Source organism: Paenibacillus sp. JJ1722 (assembly GCF_048282685.1).
Classification (GTDB): domain Bacteria; phylum Bacillota; class Bacilli; order Paenibacillales; family Paenibacillaceae; genus Paenibacillus; species Paenibacillus polymyxa_B.
Map to the genome: position 1 here is coordinate 4,988,452 of NZ_CP182500.1, position 17,954 is coordinate 5,006,405.

Consider the following 17,954-nt stretch of genomic DNA (forward strand, 5'->3'; position numbering starts at 1 on the left):
TCAGTTTTCAAAGATCAAACCTGCATTTTGTCTTACTTTGTTTCACCACCGCGTCTCAGCGGCGACTTAAATAATGTAACACATAACCTCATTTTTCGTCAAGCTTTTTTTTGAAAATTCATTTTTCTGCTTGATGCAACACGTTTATCCTGCTTTAAACAGTTCAAAATTATTCATGCTGCTTAATGGGGCGAGTTATAACTTATCACATATTTTATATACTCGTCAACCTAAATTGATAATTTATATTTTTTAACTATTTATAAATACTAAATCACGTACAAAAAAAGGAAGAAAAGTCGGTTTAACAACCTTTCTTCCTGACAAATCAACCCCTGCACATCAAATAAGGGAGTAACGCAGTTCACGATTTTGTCCACGCTCCCTAAAATCCCCGGCAGCTGTTTCTCTAATAAGTGAACGATATACCAGTTTACGGAGCACGACGGTAAGATCCAATTGGAGATTCTTTAGCTCAGGATGGTTAATAAGTTCATTTATTGACCAAGGTTCCCGTCTGCTGCCTAATATACGGAATAGCGGAGATGAGCATTCCTCCATTTTTGACATCACTGAAAATTCACAAGCAAGCAGTACTAGTTCAACCCGTTGTTCCAAGGTTTCCGTACTTAATGTGAGTTCGTTATACAGTTTGTCAATCGTTCGATCCAGAGGCTGTACCTGAACCCATAAGTGAACCTTTGGATAAATCCCCCGTTCAATGAGTTCAATAGATGCCCAATGATCCAATGCTTTCAGAACACTTTGATAAGCGTCAATGATCCGCCCTTCTCGCACCGCTCTTTTACCATGAACGTAATTGACCAGAAAGCGGGAGAACTCATGAAATCGCTTCTGCTCCCGCAGTGGATCGTTAAAATCAACAATTTCCTGTCTTAAAAGACAGACCCTGTCATCCCGTTCCCAGACAATACGACCTTCTAGCACATAATCTATAATGTTGGCTTGTTCACCAGCGATAATCCATTCCTTCAGATAACTGAGCGTTGCGTACAACACTTGGCATCTTAGTCCATTCATAAATAAGTGTTGAATAGAACGAACTGGCTTGGTGCCTTCTCCAATAATTAGAATGAGTTCATCAAAGTCATACAACATCGAACCGTGAAAATACTCTCCCGGCTTTCTGTACGAAATAACACCTATCGAATCTTCCTGCAACAATTCATCATACATCAGGTTTAATTTGGTTAGCTGCACTTCTCCCTCCATACCTGCAAGGCGGCTATGACCGCAAATTGGATATTTGGATACATGTGATCATTTCTACATAAATAAGAGACTTCCTTCTTCAATTGTATAAATTTTTATCTTATTCGCTTATTTTTCTCAGTGTTACCCAAGCGTTTTCATCTGCAAAGGTTCGATTCCATGCACCAATTCCTCCGAGCTTCAGCGATTTGGCAAGGTCTACTCTTGCTTTTAGAGATACCTGATCCTCTAGCCAAATCTTTTTGACCACGCCGTCTTCTGTATACTCGACATAATTTTGGCCTTCGGAAGCTCTAAACTTAGGCTTCAACTTAAATTTGGCTATGATATCCGCTGCTGACTCCATACCAAGTGATTTGGAGGAGACCTTAATCTTCCCTTCTTTGGGAGTCTCGGACCACACGCGAGTATATAATGGAATACCTAAAACCACTTTTTGAGGCGGCACTTCATCTTCCTGAATAATTCGCTTAATTGACGCTTCCGTCCATGGTAGCGAGGCGACAGAACCAGCCTTTGGACTAGCCGCCCAATGTTCATCATATGCCATTACCATGAGGTAATCTGTGATGGTGCCTAATGATTTTCGATCTAAAAAAGCTGACCACATCTCACTTTGAGATTTAGGCGTTACATCAATGGACAGTATCAAATCATGTTCCCGGGCCATCGGTTTAAGTTCCCGCAAAAATTGGGTGACATTTGGGCCATCCTTCGTATGAACATTTTCAAAGTCAATATTAATACCATCCAGATCATTTTCTAGGGCAAGTGAAATCATCTGATCTACAATCGACTTTCGACGTTCAAAGGTGGACAAAGCTTCTGTTGTTAATTCGGGATTAAAGCTGTTGCTCAACAAGCCCCAAACCTCCATCCCCTTGCGATGTGCCCAGCTGACATAGGCAGGATCTGCCTTGCTTTCTACAGTACCTTCATGATCGACGACACTGAACCACGTAGGGCTCACCACATTTACTCCAGGCATAGGATCAAACTTGGAAGGATCGGGCTTGCGATTATAGACAGCTTCCCAAGCGAGGTTTACTGATCTACCCTCCCAATGTTTTTCCGAGATGGACAAATCGTCCTTAACCGAAGGGATCACAAGCTCTTCTCCTTCAGCGACATGGTCTGACTTAATGTATCCTGCATAACCATTGTCTAACTGAACAAAATACCAATCGCCCTGTTTGGACCAAATACGCACCTTCGTCCGCTGAGATATATCTGTCAAAATGAAAGATAGGCTAGAGGCTTCTTTACGTAAGGCGATTGTAGCATCCTGTGGGCCATCCTTCTTTTCTACACTCCCCAGCCTGACCTTCTCCCCAGCCTTCATTAGGATGACAGCACCAGTCACAGGATCTTCGTGTATAGAAACGCCGTATACTTCACGTACAGCCTCTATCGGGATATATACCTCTCCACTGATTACCTGAGGGGCTGCGCTCAGCGCATATGTTTTACCATTCAGTTCCCCTTGTGCCTTCGAAACCTTCATATAGAGCAGGCTTTGTCTCGTCGCCATAATAACGGTTTGGCTGTCATCCTCATAGCGAACCGTAGGATCAATTTTACTTTGCACCAATTTAAGCGGCATCAGCATGTTCTTGCCGGAGCTCTGAGCTTCATACCCAGTCAACTTTCCCTGCATAAAAATAGGACGGACACTGCCCTGCCAATCGGGTTTCTCGTGAAGGGGATTGCCAAACCATACGACAGTAATTGCACATATAATCGCTGCAAATAATAGCAGGCTTGCCGCTCCTTTGAATCGTGAACGTTTACGGCGGCGTCTGGAATGATTTCTGGCCAATATTGAACCTCCATTGTATGAACTTTGAATTTCCGTATTTTGTAACCTCAACAGATTACTTAAAACAAAAATAAAGTGATTTAAACAAAAAAACGCGGTAAATCCCCGCTTATGGGGAATTCCTCACGTTTCCAATCCATTACAATATATACATACCGCACAAAAAACTTCTATTCCTTGTTTCGTTACGTTTGTTTGTTACTACAAGCTTTGCATACTCCGTGTAACTCCATACGATGTCCATGCACCTCGAAGCCTGTTTCCAACGCGGCATGGCGTTCCACATCGGCCAAATACGGATAACTGAAATCTTCAATCTTTCCGCATTTTTCGCAAATGATGTGATAGTGCTCCGAAATATTGGCATCATAACGACTGGCGTTATCTCCATAGGTCAACTCATGTACCATACCCGCTTCTATAAACATCTTTAAGTTATTATAAACCGTAGCCACACTCATACTTGGAAACTTGGACTCAAGCGCTCGATATATTTCATCTGCAGTCGGGTGCCCCATAGTTTCCATTAAATAGTTTAATATGGCATGACGCTGGGGTGTTATGCGTACACCTGTCTTCTTCAGAAGTTCCAAAGCATGCTGGACGCGTGCTGCCATATATGTCCACCGCCTTATCCCTTACTTACGATCCTATCAATTACCACGCATCTATTTACAATTCACTTCTAAACCTACTCACATTGTACGGTCTACTCAAGTTTCTTGTCAACGCGCCGTATTGTCGCCGGATATTCCTATAGAGGTATCTGTCTCAGAAGCTCCCGGTTCAGCCGCAGAGCTTTCAGATGTATCGGGCGCAGTCGTACCCCCGGAATCATCCAAGTCGGGTAACGACGGCATCAGTAACTTTTTAATGGTTAAATTACTGTTGCCCTCTACGTTGATCGCATACTTGCCTGTCCCGTTTTGGCCTGAAATACTTTTACTGTCTATTTTAAATGGAAAATCGGATTGAAGATTACCATAACTGCTTGAACCCTCTAACTGAAAATCTCCATTCGACGGAAGATCCAATACGATATCACCGACAGCACTGTATATTTTCCAATCTCCGCCTATCTGCTCGCTATGCACTTTGATAGAGCCATTAAGCGAATTTGCATTCAGCTTGGCTATAGAATTCAGCACATTCATGTCACCATTCTGAGTATCTACGGTGATGTCCCCTTCCGAACGAGCGAGCTGAATATCACCTACCATGGTATGCAGTGTCACAGCTCCTTCAATATCGCCTGCTTGCATGTCGCCACGGTTCGTGCGCACATCCACATCTCCAGAAATCCGATGCAATTTAACCTGACCGTTCAGCGTGCCTCCCTTGACATTGCCGATAGCGTCATTAACAGTGAGATTTCCATTACCGCTCTCAAGCCGAATGCTGTCAATTGCATCAACTCCATCCAAGGAAATATTCCCGTTGGAGGTTCTAATCTGCACATTGAACCGCCGGTCCTCCGGCACGGTGATCAGCATGTTCACACGAGGCTGACGTTTGCTTGATGCTCCGTACGACTTTGCCTCCGGACGAATCTGGATAGTCTTGCCGTCGGTAGAAGTCAGTGAAGAAGCTTGAGCAATCTTGTCCGCTTCGGCAGCAGGCGCTTGATCCACCCACAGAGTACCTCGTACCTCTATATTGGACACAGGCCGTCTGATCAGTGTTACATCACCATTAACCGAATCAACTACTAAATCGGACGTCTGCATAGTTACAGGTACCAGCATACCACCCATATCATACCGATTCTCTTTAGCCTGGCTAAAATCCATAGAGGCTGACGTCAGATTGAGACTGACCCGGTTCCACAGATACATATAATGATTTTGCTGGGTCACGATAAAAACCGAGGCTGCCACTACCAAAGCGGACAGAATCCCCTTTAGGTCAGGTCTGAATCGCCTTCCGTTGTCAGACTTGCCTTCTTTCCGATAGTACATGGCAAAAAAAATCAGATACTCCAGTCCCCAAAGCACAAAGATTACGGGCCACCAAACGAGGAGCTGAAGCATATATTCAGTATTTTGAAACACATCTACAATAAGCAAAATGCCTACAGCCATCAACAGAAGCGAAGAGGTGTAGCGCCCGACTCTTATTTTGCGGTGCACGCCAGCTTCACCCTCTTTCTTTCAACTTTTTACGCTTAAAGTTCAGAAAGGCTTCCCTTAGAAAAAGGAATAAACCGATCATCATTAATAAAATGGCCAGCGTAAGGAATCCATAATCCTCAAAGAAATTACTCAACCAGCGAGGTTTCATGCGAAACAAAATCATAAGTCCACCGCCTGCCACCATTAGCACAGCAAAAGCAAAGCCTCTCTCCCATGCATAAAAAGGACTACTTTGCTGGCCTCTAGCATCCATTCGTGCATAACGATCTGGCTTACGCCGATAACGAACCATGTAATCTGCTGACTGTAAGACATCATATACATTATAAAAATATAAAACGGGTATGAACAATCCAAGCAAAATAAGTAATGGAATGTTGATCCTCAAGCCGTCAGAGGAAACATACAACATCGCAAAAATATCTAGCAGGAGCAATACAATAAAACTAAGCCCCCTAATAAACAGTCCTAAAAAAAGATGTCCCAGTCCGGGTAACAATGCCGCCATGATAATAGCAATCACTTTGCGAAATTTAGCGTATTTTAGACGTTTCCCCTGTCTGGGCTGTTCCCGCTGTTCCGACGCTTGTAGCTGTCCAGTCTCTCCAGACGGTAACGGTTGTTCCGAGTTCATGCCATCCTCCCCTTTGAATCCCATGCGTGGCTCCGCTGAAAATACTTCGATGCTTACATAGTACCCCAATCGGATTTAAGAGTAACTGTTAAAAAAAGGGAGACTATTACTCGACGGAGACAGCAGCTATATCTTCCCATTGTCGTAAATCAGCTGCAATACGTACGGGATTAAAATCATGACGGGCCAGCACCTCTAGGGAAACTTCCATACTCTGCCGATCTGGGTGTAATTCGTGAAATGGGACATTTTCATGTTCTTTAATCATTATTTTACGTATTTCCACTTTTTCTTGCTCTAAATAAGTCGAAATCTGCTCCAGCAGTCCGTGAGAGGACAATCCGTACAATGTAATAAGATGACGCTTGCGTCCACGCATATACCGAAGTTCAACTTTGTTAAACACCCATAAATTTAAAAATACGAGCACTGTCGCCGCTATAGACGGGAAATAAAAGCCTGCTCCCACCCCAAGGCCAATAGCAGCCACGACCCAAATGGAAGCCGCAGTCGTTAGTCCGGTAATGGATTTACCTGTGAACATAATCGTCCCTGCACCCAAAAAGCCTACGCCAGTGATCACAGCCGTAGCCAAACGAGCGGGATCTATGCGTACATTAACTTCTTTAATGAAATCGGCAAAGCCGTAAATGGAGAGTAGCATAATCAGCGTCGAACCAAGACTGACCATAATATGAGTCCTCAAACCAGCTGCGTGATTGGAACGTTCGCGTTCAAAACCAATGAATCCACCGAGAAGCATGGACAGTAAAAGCCGTAAAATGATATGTGAATCGTCTATAATCCACGGATTATTCATTCGAGTCTCTCCTCCCGGTTATGTCGTGCTTCCCACTCCGGGTGCGCGGTTTGTGGGCTTATGTGCATTTTTAATGCCAATTTAATGATATCTCAATGCTATTCCACCTTATGCAGATGGTAGGTGGTTAATTCCACGCCTGGGGCGACCTCGGCCGCAGATACGGGGCGAAAGCCATGTTTTCGATATAATGTCACCGCAGGAGTATTTAAGGTTCCTGTAGAGACGATAAACAACGGGATATTTTGATATTCACTCAAAACATGCTTCATTAAAGAGTCCGCAATGCCTTTACGAAAATGATCCGGGTGAACCATCATACGTGTAAGGGTAAGCGAATCGGGCGACTCAGACTGCACAGCCAGTGCTCCTAGCAATTCACCGTCCTCCAGCCACCCATAAAAAGACTCTCCACAGCTTTTCAGCGTATCCAATGTATCCATCAGTGGAGGAATCTCATCAAACCCAATCAGCTCAGCTTCCAACCTATAGGCAACGTGCTGTAGACGCCATATCTGACTGACGATATCAACATCTTCCAATGAACATAGGGTAACCATGCTGTTTTCCCTCCTAAGGAAACTCATAAAATGCCATCAGGATTCTAAAGCTTGTTCGCGCCAACCGTTCTCAGCGCTATGCAAAAGGGGCCTGTCCCTAAAAGACAAGCCCCTGTCAAATCTATGCCATTAGCGGTTCAGCACTTCCGTCAGCAACTTATTAGCAAGACCAGGGTTTGCCTTCCCCTTGCTCTCCTTCATCACTTGACCGACTAGGAAGCCGATGGCCTTTTGCTTGCCAGCTTTGTAATCTTCGACCGATTGCGGGTTAGCTGCTACAACTTGTTCGACAATCGTCAGGATTGCACCCTCATCACTGATTTGTACAAGCCCTTTTTCTTCAACAATTTGCTGTGGCAGTTTATCACTTTCCAGCATTTCCTTGAAGACCGTTTTAGCGATTTTGCTATTGATCGTTCCCTTCTCCAGCAGTCCGATCATTTCACCCAAGCCCCGTCCGGTCAATTTAACCTGCGACAGCTCCACACCGGCACTGTTCAAATAACCGAGTAAATCCCCCATAATCCAGTTGGATACTGCTTTGGCATCCTTGGTGAATTGAAGGCTATCCTCGAACAAATCGGCCAATGGCTTGGAGGACGTAATCACCTGGGCATCATACTCAGGTAATCCATATTCCGAAGTGTAGCGTGCTTTACGCTGGTCAGGCAGTTCAGGAATCGAAGCACGGATGCGCTCTTTCCATTCTTCATCAATATGCAGTGTAACAAGATCCGGGTCTGGGAAATAACGATAGTCATGAGCCTGTTCCTTACCACGCATGGATAAAGTTTTACCTTGCGCTTCATCCCAACGACGTGTCTCCTGTACAATCGTTCCGCCTTCGTCCAGCGTCTGCTCCTGCCGGAACTGTTCATATTCCAGTCCGCGCTGTACGCCACGGAAGGAGTTCATGTTTTTCAGTTCCGCTTTAGTTCCCAGCTCTTTTTGTCCATGCGGACGAAGGCTGATATTCGCGTCGCAGCGAAGTGATCCTTCCTCCATCTTCACATCGGATACGTCACAATACTGCATAATGGCACGTATTTTTTCCAGATAGGCCTTGGCTTCTTCCGGCGAAGATATTTCCGGCTCCGAAACGATCTCGACCAATGGTGTGCCGACCCGGTTAAAATCGACCAAAGATGCGTAGCCACCATCAACATGTGTTAATTTCCCTGCGTCTTCTTCCAGATGCAGTCGGGTAATACCGATACGCTTTGTCTCACCATTCACTTCAATATCAATCCAGCCATTTTCGCCAATGGGTTGATCGTATTGTGAGATTTGGTAAGCCTTAGGTGAGTCGGGGTAAAAATAGTTCTTGCGGTCAAACTTGCTCACATCAGCAATGGTGCAATTCAGGGCCATTGCTGCTTTCATCGCATAATCAACGGCCTGACGGTTCAATACCGGCAGCACCCCTGGATGACCGAGACAGACCGGACATGTATGAGAGTTGGGTGGTGCTCCGAAGGATGTCGAGCATCCACAGAATATTTTAGACTTCGTATGCAATTCCACGTGCACTTCAAGTCCGATGACCGTCTCATATTTGGATGTAGTTGTAGACATGAATAGGTTCCCTCCTTTTTGGCAAATTACAGCTGCGGACGCTGCTTGTGAAATTCGGTATTTTGTTCAAAAGCATGAGCTACGCGTAGCACGGAAGACTCGTCAAAGGCTTTTCCGATAATTTGTAGTCCGACTGGCATTCCATCCGCAAGACCACACGGAATGCTGATGGCTGGCACACCAGCCAAGCTTACCGGAATCGTCAAAATATCGTTCAAATACATTGTTAATGGATCGTCCACTTGCGAGCCGATTTTGAAAGCAGTTGTCGGTGCAGTAGGTCCGATAATCACATCATATTGTTCAAATACACGATCAAAATCCTGTTTAATCAGTGTGCGCACTTTTTGAGCTTTCAAATAATAGGCATCGTAGTACCCGGAGCTGAGTGCATAGGTACCCAGCATAATCCGACGCTTCACCTCGGGACCAAACCCCTGCGTACGGGACTGATGGTATAGATCAAGCAGGTTGTCCGGATTGTCAGAACGCACACCATAGCGCACGCCGTCAAAACGGGCCAGATTGGATGACGCTTCGGATGAAGCCAGCAGGTAATATGTAGCTACCGCATATTCTGTGTGAGGGAGAGACACTTCTTCCCAAACAGCACCCAGTCCTTCCAGCGTTTTCAGTGCATCCAGCACCTTTTCCTTGACCTGAGGATCGACGCCCTCACCAAGATACTCTTTAGGCACAGCGATACGAAGTCCTTTTACATCCCCGGTTAAAGCGTTCAAATAATCAGGAATGTCTACCTTCGCAGAAGTGGAGTCCTTCTGGTCATAACCTGCAATGGCTTGTAGGACATAGGCTGAATCCTGAACATTTTTAGTAATGGGTCCAATTTGGTCTAAAGAGGAGGCAAAAGCCACCAGTCCAAAACGGGATACTAGACCATAGGTTGGTTTCAGGCCAACTACACCGCAGTAAGAAGCAGGCTGGCGAATGGAACCACCTGTATCCGAACCGAGTGTGAAATAAGCCTCACCCGCTGCAACAGCCGCAGCTGAGCCGCCACTGGAACCGCCGGGAACACGTTCTAAATCCCAAGGGTTACGTGCAGGGAAAAAGCTGGAGTTCTCGTTAGAGCCGCCCATGGCGAATTCGTCCATGTTCATTTTACCGAGTGTCACGGTTTGCGCTGCGCGTAACTTGCTAACAACTGTGGCATCGTAAACGGGATCAAAATTTTTCAAAAACTGACTGCCACATGTTGTACGCAGCCCTTCTGTCACGATATTATCCTTAATACCAACCGGCAGGCCAAACAACAGCCCTCTTTCCTCTCCGGAAATCAGCTGATCATCCAGCTGACGTGCGGATGCACGGGCCTGTTCCTCGTCAACGGTAATATAAGCTCTGATCTTGTCTTCCCGCGCACCAATCGTCTCCAGAGCGTGTCCCACCAGATCACTCACGGAAATTTCCTTTTGATGCAGCTTGTTATGTATCTCGGGCAATGTGTTATTGAACAAGCTCAATTTGCATCCTCCTTTCAAATATGAGATCTATTCCAGAACAGCAGGAACCTTAAACTGTCCGTCTTCTTCTTCAGGTGCATTGCGCATCACTTGCTCATGTGTCAAACTTTCGCGAACTTCGTCGTCTCGCATGACATTGCTGACGTGCAGCACATGAGTGGTCGGTTTTACCTGCTCCGTATCCAGCTCATTCAGCTTCTCCGCATAATGGAGAATGGCGTTTAATTGTCCTGTCATCGTTTCTTCCTCAGCCGCGGTCAGATTCAACCTGGACAGCTTGGCTACGTGACGGACATCTTCCGTGGAAATGTTCATACAAAACCCTCCTCATGTATATGAGGATTTTGCAAAAAATTCTATAGGCGGCTTCCAATGAGCAAGATATAGATCAAAATGGTTTAGTTCATCTATATATTGCACTTCGGAGCGACTGGAATTGAATTTTGCAAAATCCTAATATTAAAAAATGCTGCACCGAACTTCGAAATAACGTTTTTAATTATAGGATAGAACCCTTTACAATTCAATCTTTGACGCGGTACAGAAGCAAACTGTACATCAATGAGGTAAATGTTGCTAAAAGGATATAAAAAAAGCACCTCTCGGTGCTCTTTCGAGAAAACTATAGGAGCTGAGATTGTGCCCATTATATATTTTTAAAAAGAGTCGGCAGTAGCCGACTCCTATATCCAAGCACGCAAATTGACTTGTCTGATAAAATCAGCCTGTGACAACAACTCTGCCGCGGTTTCTTCTTCCTCTTCAGTCTCTACCGAATCAAGACCTCCGTTCATTACATGCTTGAACAGTTTCTCATTATGAGTAGCAAGGGCGTAATCTATCAGCGCTTCACGCTCAATCCGCTCGGCTTCCAGCTTGAGAATACTCTCTTCCAGCTCGATGTCCCCGGATGGTACAAAAAAGTTGCGGTTCACCTTCGGTACGCGAATGACATAGTCAAAAGCATTGTCCGCATTACGGTCGTAAGCAATGATATAACCATGTTCGCCCACAGGAAGATTCTGCTCAAAAGCATCCGCGACGATCATAATTCTAGCTCCTAAATGATGCATCGTTAGCCCCCCCGTTTGTCTGAACTTATCTGCTAAGTCTACTAAAAAAAAAGTAGCTTGTCTATATCATCTATGTATCTTCATAATCGACCGTCTCCACGTCCCAACCTGTGTTCATTCAGCCTCACATGCCAGTTTTGTGAAGGGATTCCGCTCCGTCGTTTCACCTTTTTCCAAGTCATGATCTTCGGCTCGGAACCTACCACAGAATCTTCAATATCTATTATATTGGGAACACGGAAACTACCTCCAATCTCACGTTGTACCCCAAATATATGTTTTCTTTTCATTCTTGCTCCCCCTTGTGATCTGACGGCCTCATGCCTCTTTATCCTCTTAATGGGCAAAAAAAAGAACGCAAACCGGGATTCATCCACAGCTTGCGTGCTTCGCGAGTTTAGTATGTAACTTTAATAAATTTATGTTAACAAAAATAAAAACCTTTGTCTATACATAATTTATAATTTGTTGTCGAAATGGGGCAAAACCTGTCACACCTTTGATTTTGCCCCTACTGAAAACGTTCATCACATTTACCGGATATACGGATTATTAGCTTTCTCATAACCGATAGACGTTTTGGGACCGTGACCGGAATAGACTGTAACGTCATCTCCGAGCGGAAACAATTTGTTCTGAATAGAATCGTATAGATCCCGTTCCCGGCCACCCGTCAGATCCGTGCGTCCGACGCCCTGACGAAATAGCACATCCCCGGAAAAAAGATCTTTGCCGCACAAAAAGCTGACACTTCCGGGTGAATGGCCCGGTGTATGGAAAACCCGGAACGTGTGCCCGATCAGGTTCAATTGCTGACCTTCTGCCAAATCATATTCGGCAGGTTCCGTCGAGATCGGAGGGGATGCCTCTGGCCACATCAAGGAACCATTCAGCTTAGGAGATGTGAGCCAGTCTTGCTCCAAGGCGTGCAGATAAACCGGGCAGCCTTTGGTATTGCGAATCTCCTCTACTCCACCGATATGGTCAAAATGGGCATGAGTCAGCAGGATAGCTTCAATGGTCAGTGGCTCAATAGCTCTGAGCAAAGGACCCGGATTCATCCCCGGATCAATAATAACGGCGCGCTGCGGATCATCCCCTTGAAGCAAATAAGCATTTGTTTGGAGAGGACCGAGATTAAAGCTGCGAATAGATAACGTCATAAGTTAAAATCCCGAGATCAGCTCGCGTAATTCCTGAACAATTACAGGATGGACCTCGGTTCCCTCCCCATATTTTTCAGCCATTTCTTTACGAGCAACTGCGATTTTTTCTTGATAATCATCAGCTTCCCGATCTGGATTTTCACGTTTGAATCCAATCATAATTTGTTGGACATGTGCAGGGCGTGGTCCCCAGTGGCCAAGTACGTGACCTCCTGTATCCGCAAAAATCACAATCGGAACAGCACGTCCACCCATTGTCAGGAAGTCATCCATCAGCACCTGATGGTTTTCCAAGATTAATACTTCGGTCGGAATCCCGCTATTCTCCAGCGCACGGAACACAACTGGCACATTGCGCACCACGTCCCCACACCAGTCGGCAGCCAAAATAAGCACGCGCAGATCATCCCGATGGTTCAAGCTTTCAAAATACTCTCTATCCTCTTCGCGATTCCACACAAACTGATCGTACCCAGAGCGGAAGGCTTCTTTGTTCTTTTCCATGCCCTCCATAAACTGTTCAGGGCTTAAGCCCTTTCCGAAGTACTGCGATACATTAGTACGGCTCATGTTATACACTTCCTTTTTTGTTTTTGGACAAAATCCATTTGATAACAAAATAAATGATCAAGAGTGCAAGAGCAACCAGCAAAATCGGTTTGATGTAAGGTGCTGCCACTTCGTCAATTTGCTCCCACTTGTCTCCTAGCAGCATACCTAAATATATAAACAAAACAGACCAAGGTATAATCGCTAGCGTTGTCAAAATAGTAAAGCGCCATACGTTCATTCGAGCCAACCCGGCAGGGATTGAGATGGCATGACGCACAACAGGAATAAAGCGAGCTGTGAAAATGACCCCTGTGCCGTATTTGTTAAACCAGGCTTCAGCATGGTCGACATGACTTTTTTTGATAAGTATGTATTTCCCATACTTATCTAATACCGGTCTGCCGCCATAGCGCCCAATCCAGTAAATGAACAACTGGGCCAGCACCCCGCCAATCGTTCCAAAAACGACTGCGCCAAAAAAATTAATATGACCCGAGGATACCAAAAAGCCACCATAAGCGAGGACAATTTCGCTTGGAATGACCTCAACCATCAAGCCTAGCATAATACCAAAATACCCAAGACTACGAATGATCTCAAACAAATAATTAATGATACTAGATATTTGGTCCATTTCTCTTCCCACTCCCTGCCTGTTTCTCTATTTCCATTAGTGTATCACAGCGGCAGAACAAGTCGCCACTTCGCCCAAATAGGGAGGTCAGTGACCCCGACCCCTCTGCCCGCATAAGTTGAGAGAGAGAGGAGGGGGTACAATATGCCTCCCGGCAAATTCCCCAAACATGACAATTCACAATCCCGTTTACCCACGGCTCGTGGTATTCGCCGCGCATGTATCAAAGAGTTGTATCGAACCTGCAAACGTCTGCCTGTTCACATTGCTCCTGATCTGGTCAAGCAGGGCGAGGAGCTATACTGCCGCAAGGTCGTCGGACACCTTATCTGGATTGCGGAAAACCATAGTAACCGCAAACTACTATGCGACTGGTGGGACGAAGATGTCAGTGAGGAGCTCGCAGCATTGTGGAAGGTGGATCGCGATGTTTTGTGCACCGCTTTTAGAAGTGCCTATGGTGGATAGATGTTTGCGTACTGCAACTATGAACCGTGAACTACAAAAAAAGTGGAGCCACCCCGCAGTGGCTCCACTTTTACTATATTCCTAGCTGTGTGTCTGCTTTTTCCCTGCTCCATCGGGAAGCAAATCCGCACAAGCGCGTTCCAAATAAGGATCAGCATGAATAAAATCCCGAAATGCTGTGTATTCATGCCACAGAACGGATTGTTCTCCCGCTTGCCCTTTGACGGCACGAATCAGAATGTTTTTAGGTGTATGCTCCATGTCGATAAATTCCAACAGCTGTGTCCGATATCCCATCATATCCAGCAGTTTGGCCCGGATTCCATCCGTTGCCAGTGCTGAAAAACGCTCCTTTAAAATACCATGGGAAAGCAACGGCTCCAATACCGGATTTTCCAGTTGGCTGAACAGCTCATGCTGGCAACACGGAACCGACAAAATGACAGAAGCTCCCCAGCGGACGGCCTTTTCCAGCGCCGCATCCGTTGCAGTATCACAAGCGTGCAAGGTAACAACCATATCCACCTGTTCCAGTTCGTTATAGTCTGCGATATCACCAACCAGAAACTCCAACTGTCGATATTGCAGCTTTTGAGCCAGAACATTACAGGTTTCAATGACATCTGCCTTCAAGTCCAAACCAACGATCTGCAATGGTCGCTTTTGCTGTACAGCCAAATAGTGATACAGCGCAAAGGTCAAATACGATTTGCCACAGCCAAAATCCACAATCGTCAATGGGCGGCCTACCGGAAGGCTAGGCAATACATCCTGCACCATTTCGAGAAACCGGTTAATTTGACGAAACTTATCATACTTGCGGGCCAGTACCTTACCATCCTCATTCATAATCCCCAGCTCAATCAGGAAAGGAATTCGTTCCCCTTCTTCGAGCACATATTGCTTTTTGCGATTATGAGACAGGTCGGCTTTACTTTTGCTCGGTGACTTTGTCAGAATGGATACTTTATATTTTTTACTGATCAGCACTTGGTAGTCTGCATCCTTGGCGCATAAAAGTCCTTGGCGGAACGTGTCCTCAAACAAGGCAGTCATACGCTCATTAGCTTCGTCAGGGGTCAGATTTTCATGAATGACTTTGTTGCTATAATGAAAAGCAAACTGGTAATGCAGCTTGTTTTTCAATTCTACAGGTTTGATTTGCACTTTAGTAAAAGAAGCATCCTCCCGTTTGCGAAGCTGACTCAGCGTCGCTGTGATGAGGGAGCCTCCCGTGGTCAATTGGTATATAAGTTCGCGCAGTGAATCCAAAAGGTACATCTCACTTTCTTTCATGTAATTGGGTGATCTCGGTCAAACCCTCGGTGACTTCCTGGCGTGAAATTCCACCCAGCTCCAGCTCTGCATTGGTCTTATCCAGTAATTGACTATAAAACGTCTCCGCTTCGGATAGAAGCTCTGGCTGCTCCCATGCCAATCCAAACCAGACATCGGCGGCTTCGTCCAGCCTGTTTTCTCGCTCGTAATGAACAGCCAACAGTTTGCTGGTTTCAGGGGGAAGCTCATATTCACGCACCAGTTTCACGATACACGCTATTCGTTCAGGCAAGACCTGCAGATCACGAGTCGCGCCATTCGTATCGCTGTACAAATATAAATGAAGAGATTTCATCAAGATTCGTATGCCCTCGTCTGTTCTGCTGGTTTCCAGGTAAATCACGGCTTCTTCTTCCAAAATGCGAGCCACCTGCTGAAGCTTATCCGCTTCAATTCCAGGGCCCAATCGGAAAAGCTCAATAATTTGTTCCGGCGGCAATCGTCTGAGCAAATCTGAACGAAGACGAAACTGCTTGTTGAGCAGGTCATCTAGCTGTTTTAGCGCTTCGACGTGTTTATTTTCACGCCTTAGACCGAGCACCGATGCTACTGCGGATGTCAATTCTTCCATCATACTGAGCAAATAATCTTTTCTAAGCAAGCCGTTCCCTTCCTTTCATCCCGATGCCTAGACAACCAGAAACTCTGTCTTCTGATTGTATGACATCCTTGTCTAAAAGCCAAATGCCCCACCATGCAGAAATACCACTCATAACCTTCACCCTCAGTTAATAACATCAATGATCAGGTAGTCAGAATGCTCACGTATGGCAGTAAATTCCTACGGTACAGTACTTTGTAGCTGATCATGTGACTAGCGAATGATGAGTTTTTTTAAAATCAATATTGCTTCTTTGTTAGTGTCGTGATATTTTTGTTTCATACGAAACAAAAATAAAATCAGTATATTTAAACATTCCATAAAAGAATTCATATTAATTACTTTCATTAGAAACAAAAATTTATATGAATGTTTTTGTGAGAAAGGATGATGGAGTTTGGGTAAACAATTTAGCTCGATATTACCGGAACATCAAGAGTTTATACAGCGGCAGCACATTTTCTTTGTAGGATCAGCACCGCTATCCAAGACAGGGCACGTTAACCTTTCCCCCAAGGGATATGATTCCTTCCGTATTCTATCGGGCCAGAGGGTAGCTTATCTCGACTTGGCGGGAAGCGGCAACGAGACGAGCGCCCACATTATCGAGAACGGACGGGTAACAATCATGTTTTGTGCATTTGAGGGCGCTCCCAGTGTATTAAAGCTCTATGGCACTGGTACCGTCGCGCTGCCTGATACTAAGCAATGGAATGAGCTGTACCCACTCTTCAACCCGCTTCCCGGTGCAAGACAAATCATTGTTGTGGACATTCACATGGTTCAGAATTCATGTGGTTTTGCGGTTCCCTTCATGACATACACGAGCGAACGGGAAAAGCTGAAGGAAGTCTCAATTCAGATGGGAGAAGAAGCACTTAAAAGATATGCCTATGAGAAAAATTTGGAGAGTATTGACGGTTTGCCGACAGCGTTTGCCTTTAACAAAAGCAACATAAATTAGACACCTTACACTCCTAAAAATAATTGACTACACAAAAAACCAGAACCTTCTGATTATCACCTCAGAAGGTTCCGGTTTTTTGGGCTTCCCTTAGTCTATTTTTTCAAGTTCTGCTCTAAAAATGTCAAGATAGCGTTCGCTAATAACTCCGGTGCTTCGAACAAGCTCATGTGACCTGCTTCCGGTAGGGTAACCTGAGTTACTCCGGCCCGATCTGTTGTAAACGTCCGCGCTGGAGGAACCGCCTGATCCTGCTCACCCGCTACTAAAAGGGCTGGCAATGCAGAAGCCGACAATACATCCCGACGATCAGTACGCTCGCGCATAGCCAGTGATGCTCCTACGGCTCCTTGTGGTGGTGTTTTGTAGCCAATTTCTTTGACTTTCAGTAATTGGCTGGACATCGACTCCACATGATCAGGAGCAAACAGTCCCGGTACGAGTCCATCTACAAAGGTCGTAATCCCCTCCGTTTGGATGGTGGATACAGCCTTATTCCGCTTTTCTTTACCTTCGTCCGTATCTGCATAAGCTGTGGAATGAATCAGTCCAAAGGCTGTAAGGCGCTCTGCATGTCTCTGCACTGCCGAAAGGGCTAGATAGCCTCCTAGGGAGTGGCCAAACCAGGCAGCCTGAGGGATGTCCAATTGTTCTTGAAGTTTAAGCACATCATCTGCCATTTGATCAATAGTATAGGCTCCTAGTGGAGCATCGCTGCGTCCGTGTCCACGCAAGTCTGGAACAATACAACGATAGCTTTGGGACAGCAATGGAACAACCTCATCCCAATAGGAGGAGCTTCCGCAAAAACCGTGCAATAAAATGATTGGTTCTCCTTTTCCCTGTTCGGCATAGCAGATCGTCGTTCCTTCGCATAATACCTTTTCCATATGGAACCCTT

Annotated in this window: 20 protein-coding genes; 2 read left to right on the forward strand and 18 right to left on the reverse strand. The window is 45.4% G+C overall.

The annotated features are described in order from the left end of the window. Positions 1 to 342: 342 nt before the first annotated feature. The 15 genes from ACM1ND_RS22275 to ACM1ND_RS22345 all read right to left on the reverse strand — a co-directional run bounded on the left by ACM1ND_RS22275 (position 343) and on the right by ACM1ND_RS22345 (position 13,682). On the reverse strand, positions 343 to 1,221 hold the full coding sequence (locus tag ACM1ND_RS22275; protein ID WP_418026574.1) for a nucleotidyltransferase-like protein: 879 nt from the start codon (positions 1,219 to 1,221) through the stop codon (positions 343 to 345). A 112-nt stretch (positions 1,222 to 1,333) separates the two neighbouring features. Continuing rightward, positions 1,334 to 3,052, reverse strand: coding sequence for a glycosyl hydrolase family 18 protein (locus tag ACM1ND_RS22280; RefSeq protein WP_310168916.1), 1,719 nt, complete (start codon positions 3,050 to 3,052; stop codon positions 1,334 to 1,336). Between the two features lie 185 nt (positions 3,053 to 3,237). Further along, positions 3,238 to 3,669 (reverse strand): Fur family transcriptional regulator, encoded by a 432-nt coding sequence (locus ACM1ND_RS22285; protein ID WP_013311903.1) that lies wholly within the window; start codon positions 3,667 to 3,669, stop codon positions 3,238 to 3,240. 108 nt (positions 3,670 to 3,777) lie between these two features. Continuing rightward, complete coding sequence (locus ACM1ND_RS22290) at positions 3,778 to 5,181, reverse strand: DUF4097 family beta strand repeat-containing protein (RefSeq protein ID WP_418026575.1); 1,404 nt, start codon at positions 5,179 to 5,181, stop codon at positions 3,778 to 3,780. A gap of 7 nt (positions 5,182 to 5,188) precedes the next feature. Next, positions 5,189 to 5,842 carry a hypothetical protein gene (locus tag ACM1ND_RS22295; RefSeq protein ID WP_254348993.1) on the reverse strand — a complete coding sequence of 218 codons (654 nt, stop codon included), beginning with the start codon at positions 5,840 to 5,842 and terminating at the stop codon, positions 5,189 to 5,191. A gap of 82 nt (positions 5,843 to 5,924) precedes the next feature. Further along, on the reverse strand, positions 5,925 to 6,638 hold the full coding sequence (locus tag ACM1ND_RS22300) for an MgtC/SapB family protein (protein WP_028541862.1): 714 nt from the start codon (positions 6,636 to 6,638) through the stop codon (positions 5,925 to 5,927). 98 nt (positions 6,639 to 6,736) lie between these two features. Next, positions 6,737 to 7,198: a GNAT family N-acetyltransferase gene (locus tag ACM1ND_RS22305; protein WP_418026576.1), complete on the reverse strand. Its 462-nt coding sequence runs from the start codon at positions 7,196 to 7,198 to the stop codon at positions 6,737 to 6,739. A gap of 129 nt (positions 7,199 to 7,327) precedes the next feature. Beyond that, a complete protein-coding gene (gene gatB / locus ACM1ND_RS22310) occupies positions 7,328 to 8,773 on the reverse strand; it encodes an Asp-tRNA(Asn)/Glu-tRNA(Gln) amidotransferase subunit GatB (protein WP_013311908.1) in 1,446 nt (481 codons plus the stop codon). Between the two features lie 26 nt (positions 8,774 to 8,799). Further along, positions 8,800 to 10,257, reverse strand: a complete 1,458-nt coding sequence (gatA, locus tag ACM1ND_RS22315; protein WP_023990257.1) for an Asp-tRNA(Asn)/Glu-tRNA(Gln) amidotransferase subunit GatA — start codon at positions 10,255 to 10,257, stop codon at positions 8,800 to 8,802. 27 nt (positions 10,258 to 10,284) lie between these two features. After that, the gene (gene gatC / locus ACM1ND_RS22320) at positions 10,285 to 10,572 is read right to left on the reverse strand and encodes an Asp-tRNA(Asn)/Glu-tRNA(Gln) amidotransferase subunit GatC (RefSeq protein WP_013311910.1); all 288 of its coding nucleotides are present in this window, start codon (positions 10,570 to 10,572) and stop codon (positions 10,285 to 10,287) included. 368 nt (positions 10,573 to 10,940) lie between these two features. After that, positions 10,941 to 11,330 (reverse strand): hypothetical protein, encoded by a 390-nt coding sequence (locus ACM1ND_RS22325; RefSeq protein ID WP_013311911.1) that lies wholly within the window; start codon positions 11,328 to 11,330, stop codon positions 10,941 to 10,943. Positions 11,331 to 11,410: 80 nt separating this feature from the next. Next, positions 11,411 to 11,620, reverse strand: coding sequence for a hypothetical protein (locus ACM1ND_RS22330; protein ID WP_023990258.1), 210 nt, complete (start codon positions 11,618 to 11,620; stop codon positions 11,411 to 11,413). Between the two features lie 243 nt (positions 11,621 to 11,863). Then, entirely contained in the window at positions 11,864 to 12,493 is a 630-nt protein-coding gene (locus ACM1ND_RS22335; RefSeq protein WP_023990259.1) for an MBL fold metallo-hydrolase, read from the reverse strand. Positions 12,494 to 12,496: 3 nt separating this feature from the next. Next, the gene (locus tag ACM1ND_RS22340; RefSeq protein WP_418026577.1) at positions 12,497 to 13,066 is read right to left on the reverse strand and encodes a thioredoxin family protein; all 570 of its coding nucleotides are present in this window, start codon (positions 13,064 to 13,066) and stop codon (positions 12,497 to 12,499) included. Between the two features lies 1 nt (position 13,067). Beyond that, a complete protein-coding gene (locus ACM1ND_RS22345; protein WP_013311915.1) occupies positions 13,068 to 13,682 on the reverse strand; it encodes a DedA family protein in 615 nt (204 codons plus the stop codon). A gap of 144 nt (positions 13,683 to 13,826) precedes the next feature. Here ACM1ND_RS22345 and ACM1ND_RS22350 point away from each other — a divergent pair, with 144 nt between their 5' ends. Then, positions 13,827 to 14,150: a hypothetical protein gene (locus ACM1ND_RS22350; RefSeq protein ID WP_023990260.1), complete on the forward strand. Its 324-nt coding sequence runs from the start codon at positions 13,827 to 13,829 to the stop codon at positions 14,148 to 14,150. An 81-nt stretch (positions 14,151 to 14,231) separates the two neighbouring features. Here the strand turns inward: ACM1ND_RS22350 and ACM1ND_RS22355 are convergent, their stop codons facing one another. Both ACM1ND_RS22355 and ACM1ND_RS22360 read right to left on the reverse strand, forming a co-directional pair. After that, a complete protein-coding gene (locus tag ACM1ND_RS22355) occupies positions 14,232 to 15,446 on the reverse strand; it encodes an SAM-dependent methyltransferase (RefSeq protein ID WP_341056679.1) in 1,215 nt (404 codons plus the stop codon). Next, positions 15,433 to 16,089, reverse strand: coding sequence for a DUF6483 family protein (locus ACM1ND_RS22360; RefSeq protein ID WP_069080833.1), 657 nt, complete (start codon positions 16,087 to 16,089; stop codon positions 15,433 to 15,435). The genes ACM1ND_RS22355 and ACM1ND_RS22360 overlap by 14 nt, the downstream gene beginning before the upstream one ends. A gap of 397 nt (positions 16,090 to 16,486) precedes the next feature. Between ACM1ND_RS22360 and ACM1ND_RS22365 the strand changes: the two genes are divergently transcribed. After that, positions 16,487 to 17,053, forward strand: coding sequence for a pyridoxamine 5'-phosphate oxidase family protein (locus tag ACM1ND_RS22365; protein WP_418026578.1), 567 nt, complete (start codon positions 16,487 to 16,489; stop codon positions 17,051 to 17,053). 95 nt (positions 17,054 to 17,148) lie between these two features. On the opposite strand, the gene ACM1ND_RS22370 is transcribed toward ACM1ND_RS22365, so the two are convergent. Next, positions 17,149 to 17,943, reverse strand: a complete 795-nt coding sequence (locus tag ACM1ND_RS22370) for an alpha/beta fold hydrolase (RefSeq protein ID WP_023990264.1) — start codon at positions 17,941 to 17,943, stop codon at positions 17,149 to 17,151. Between the last annotated feature and the right edge of the window lie 11 nt (positions 17,944 to 17,954).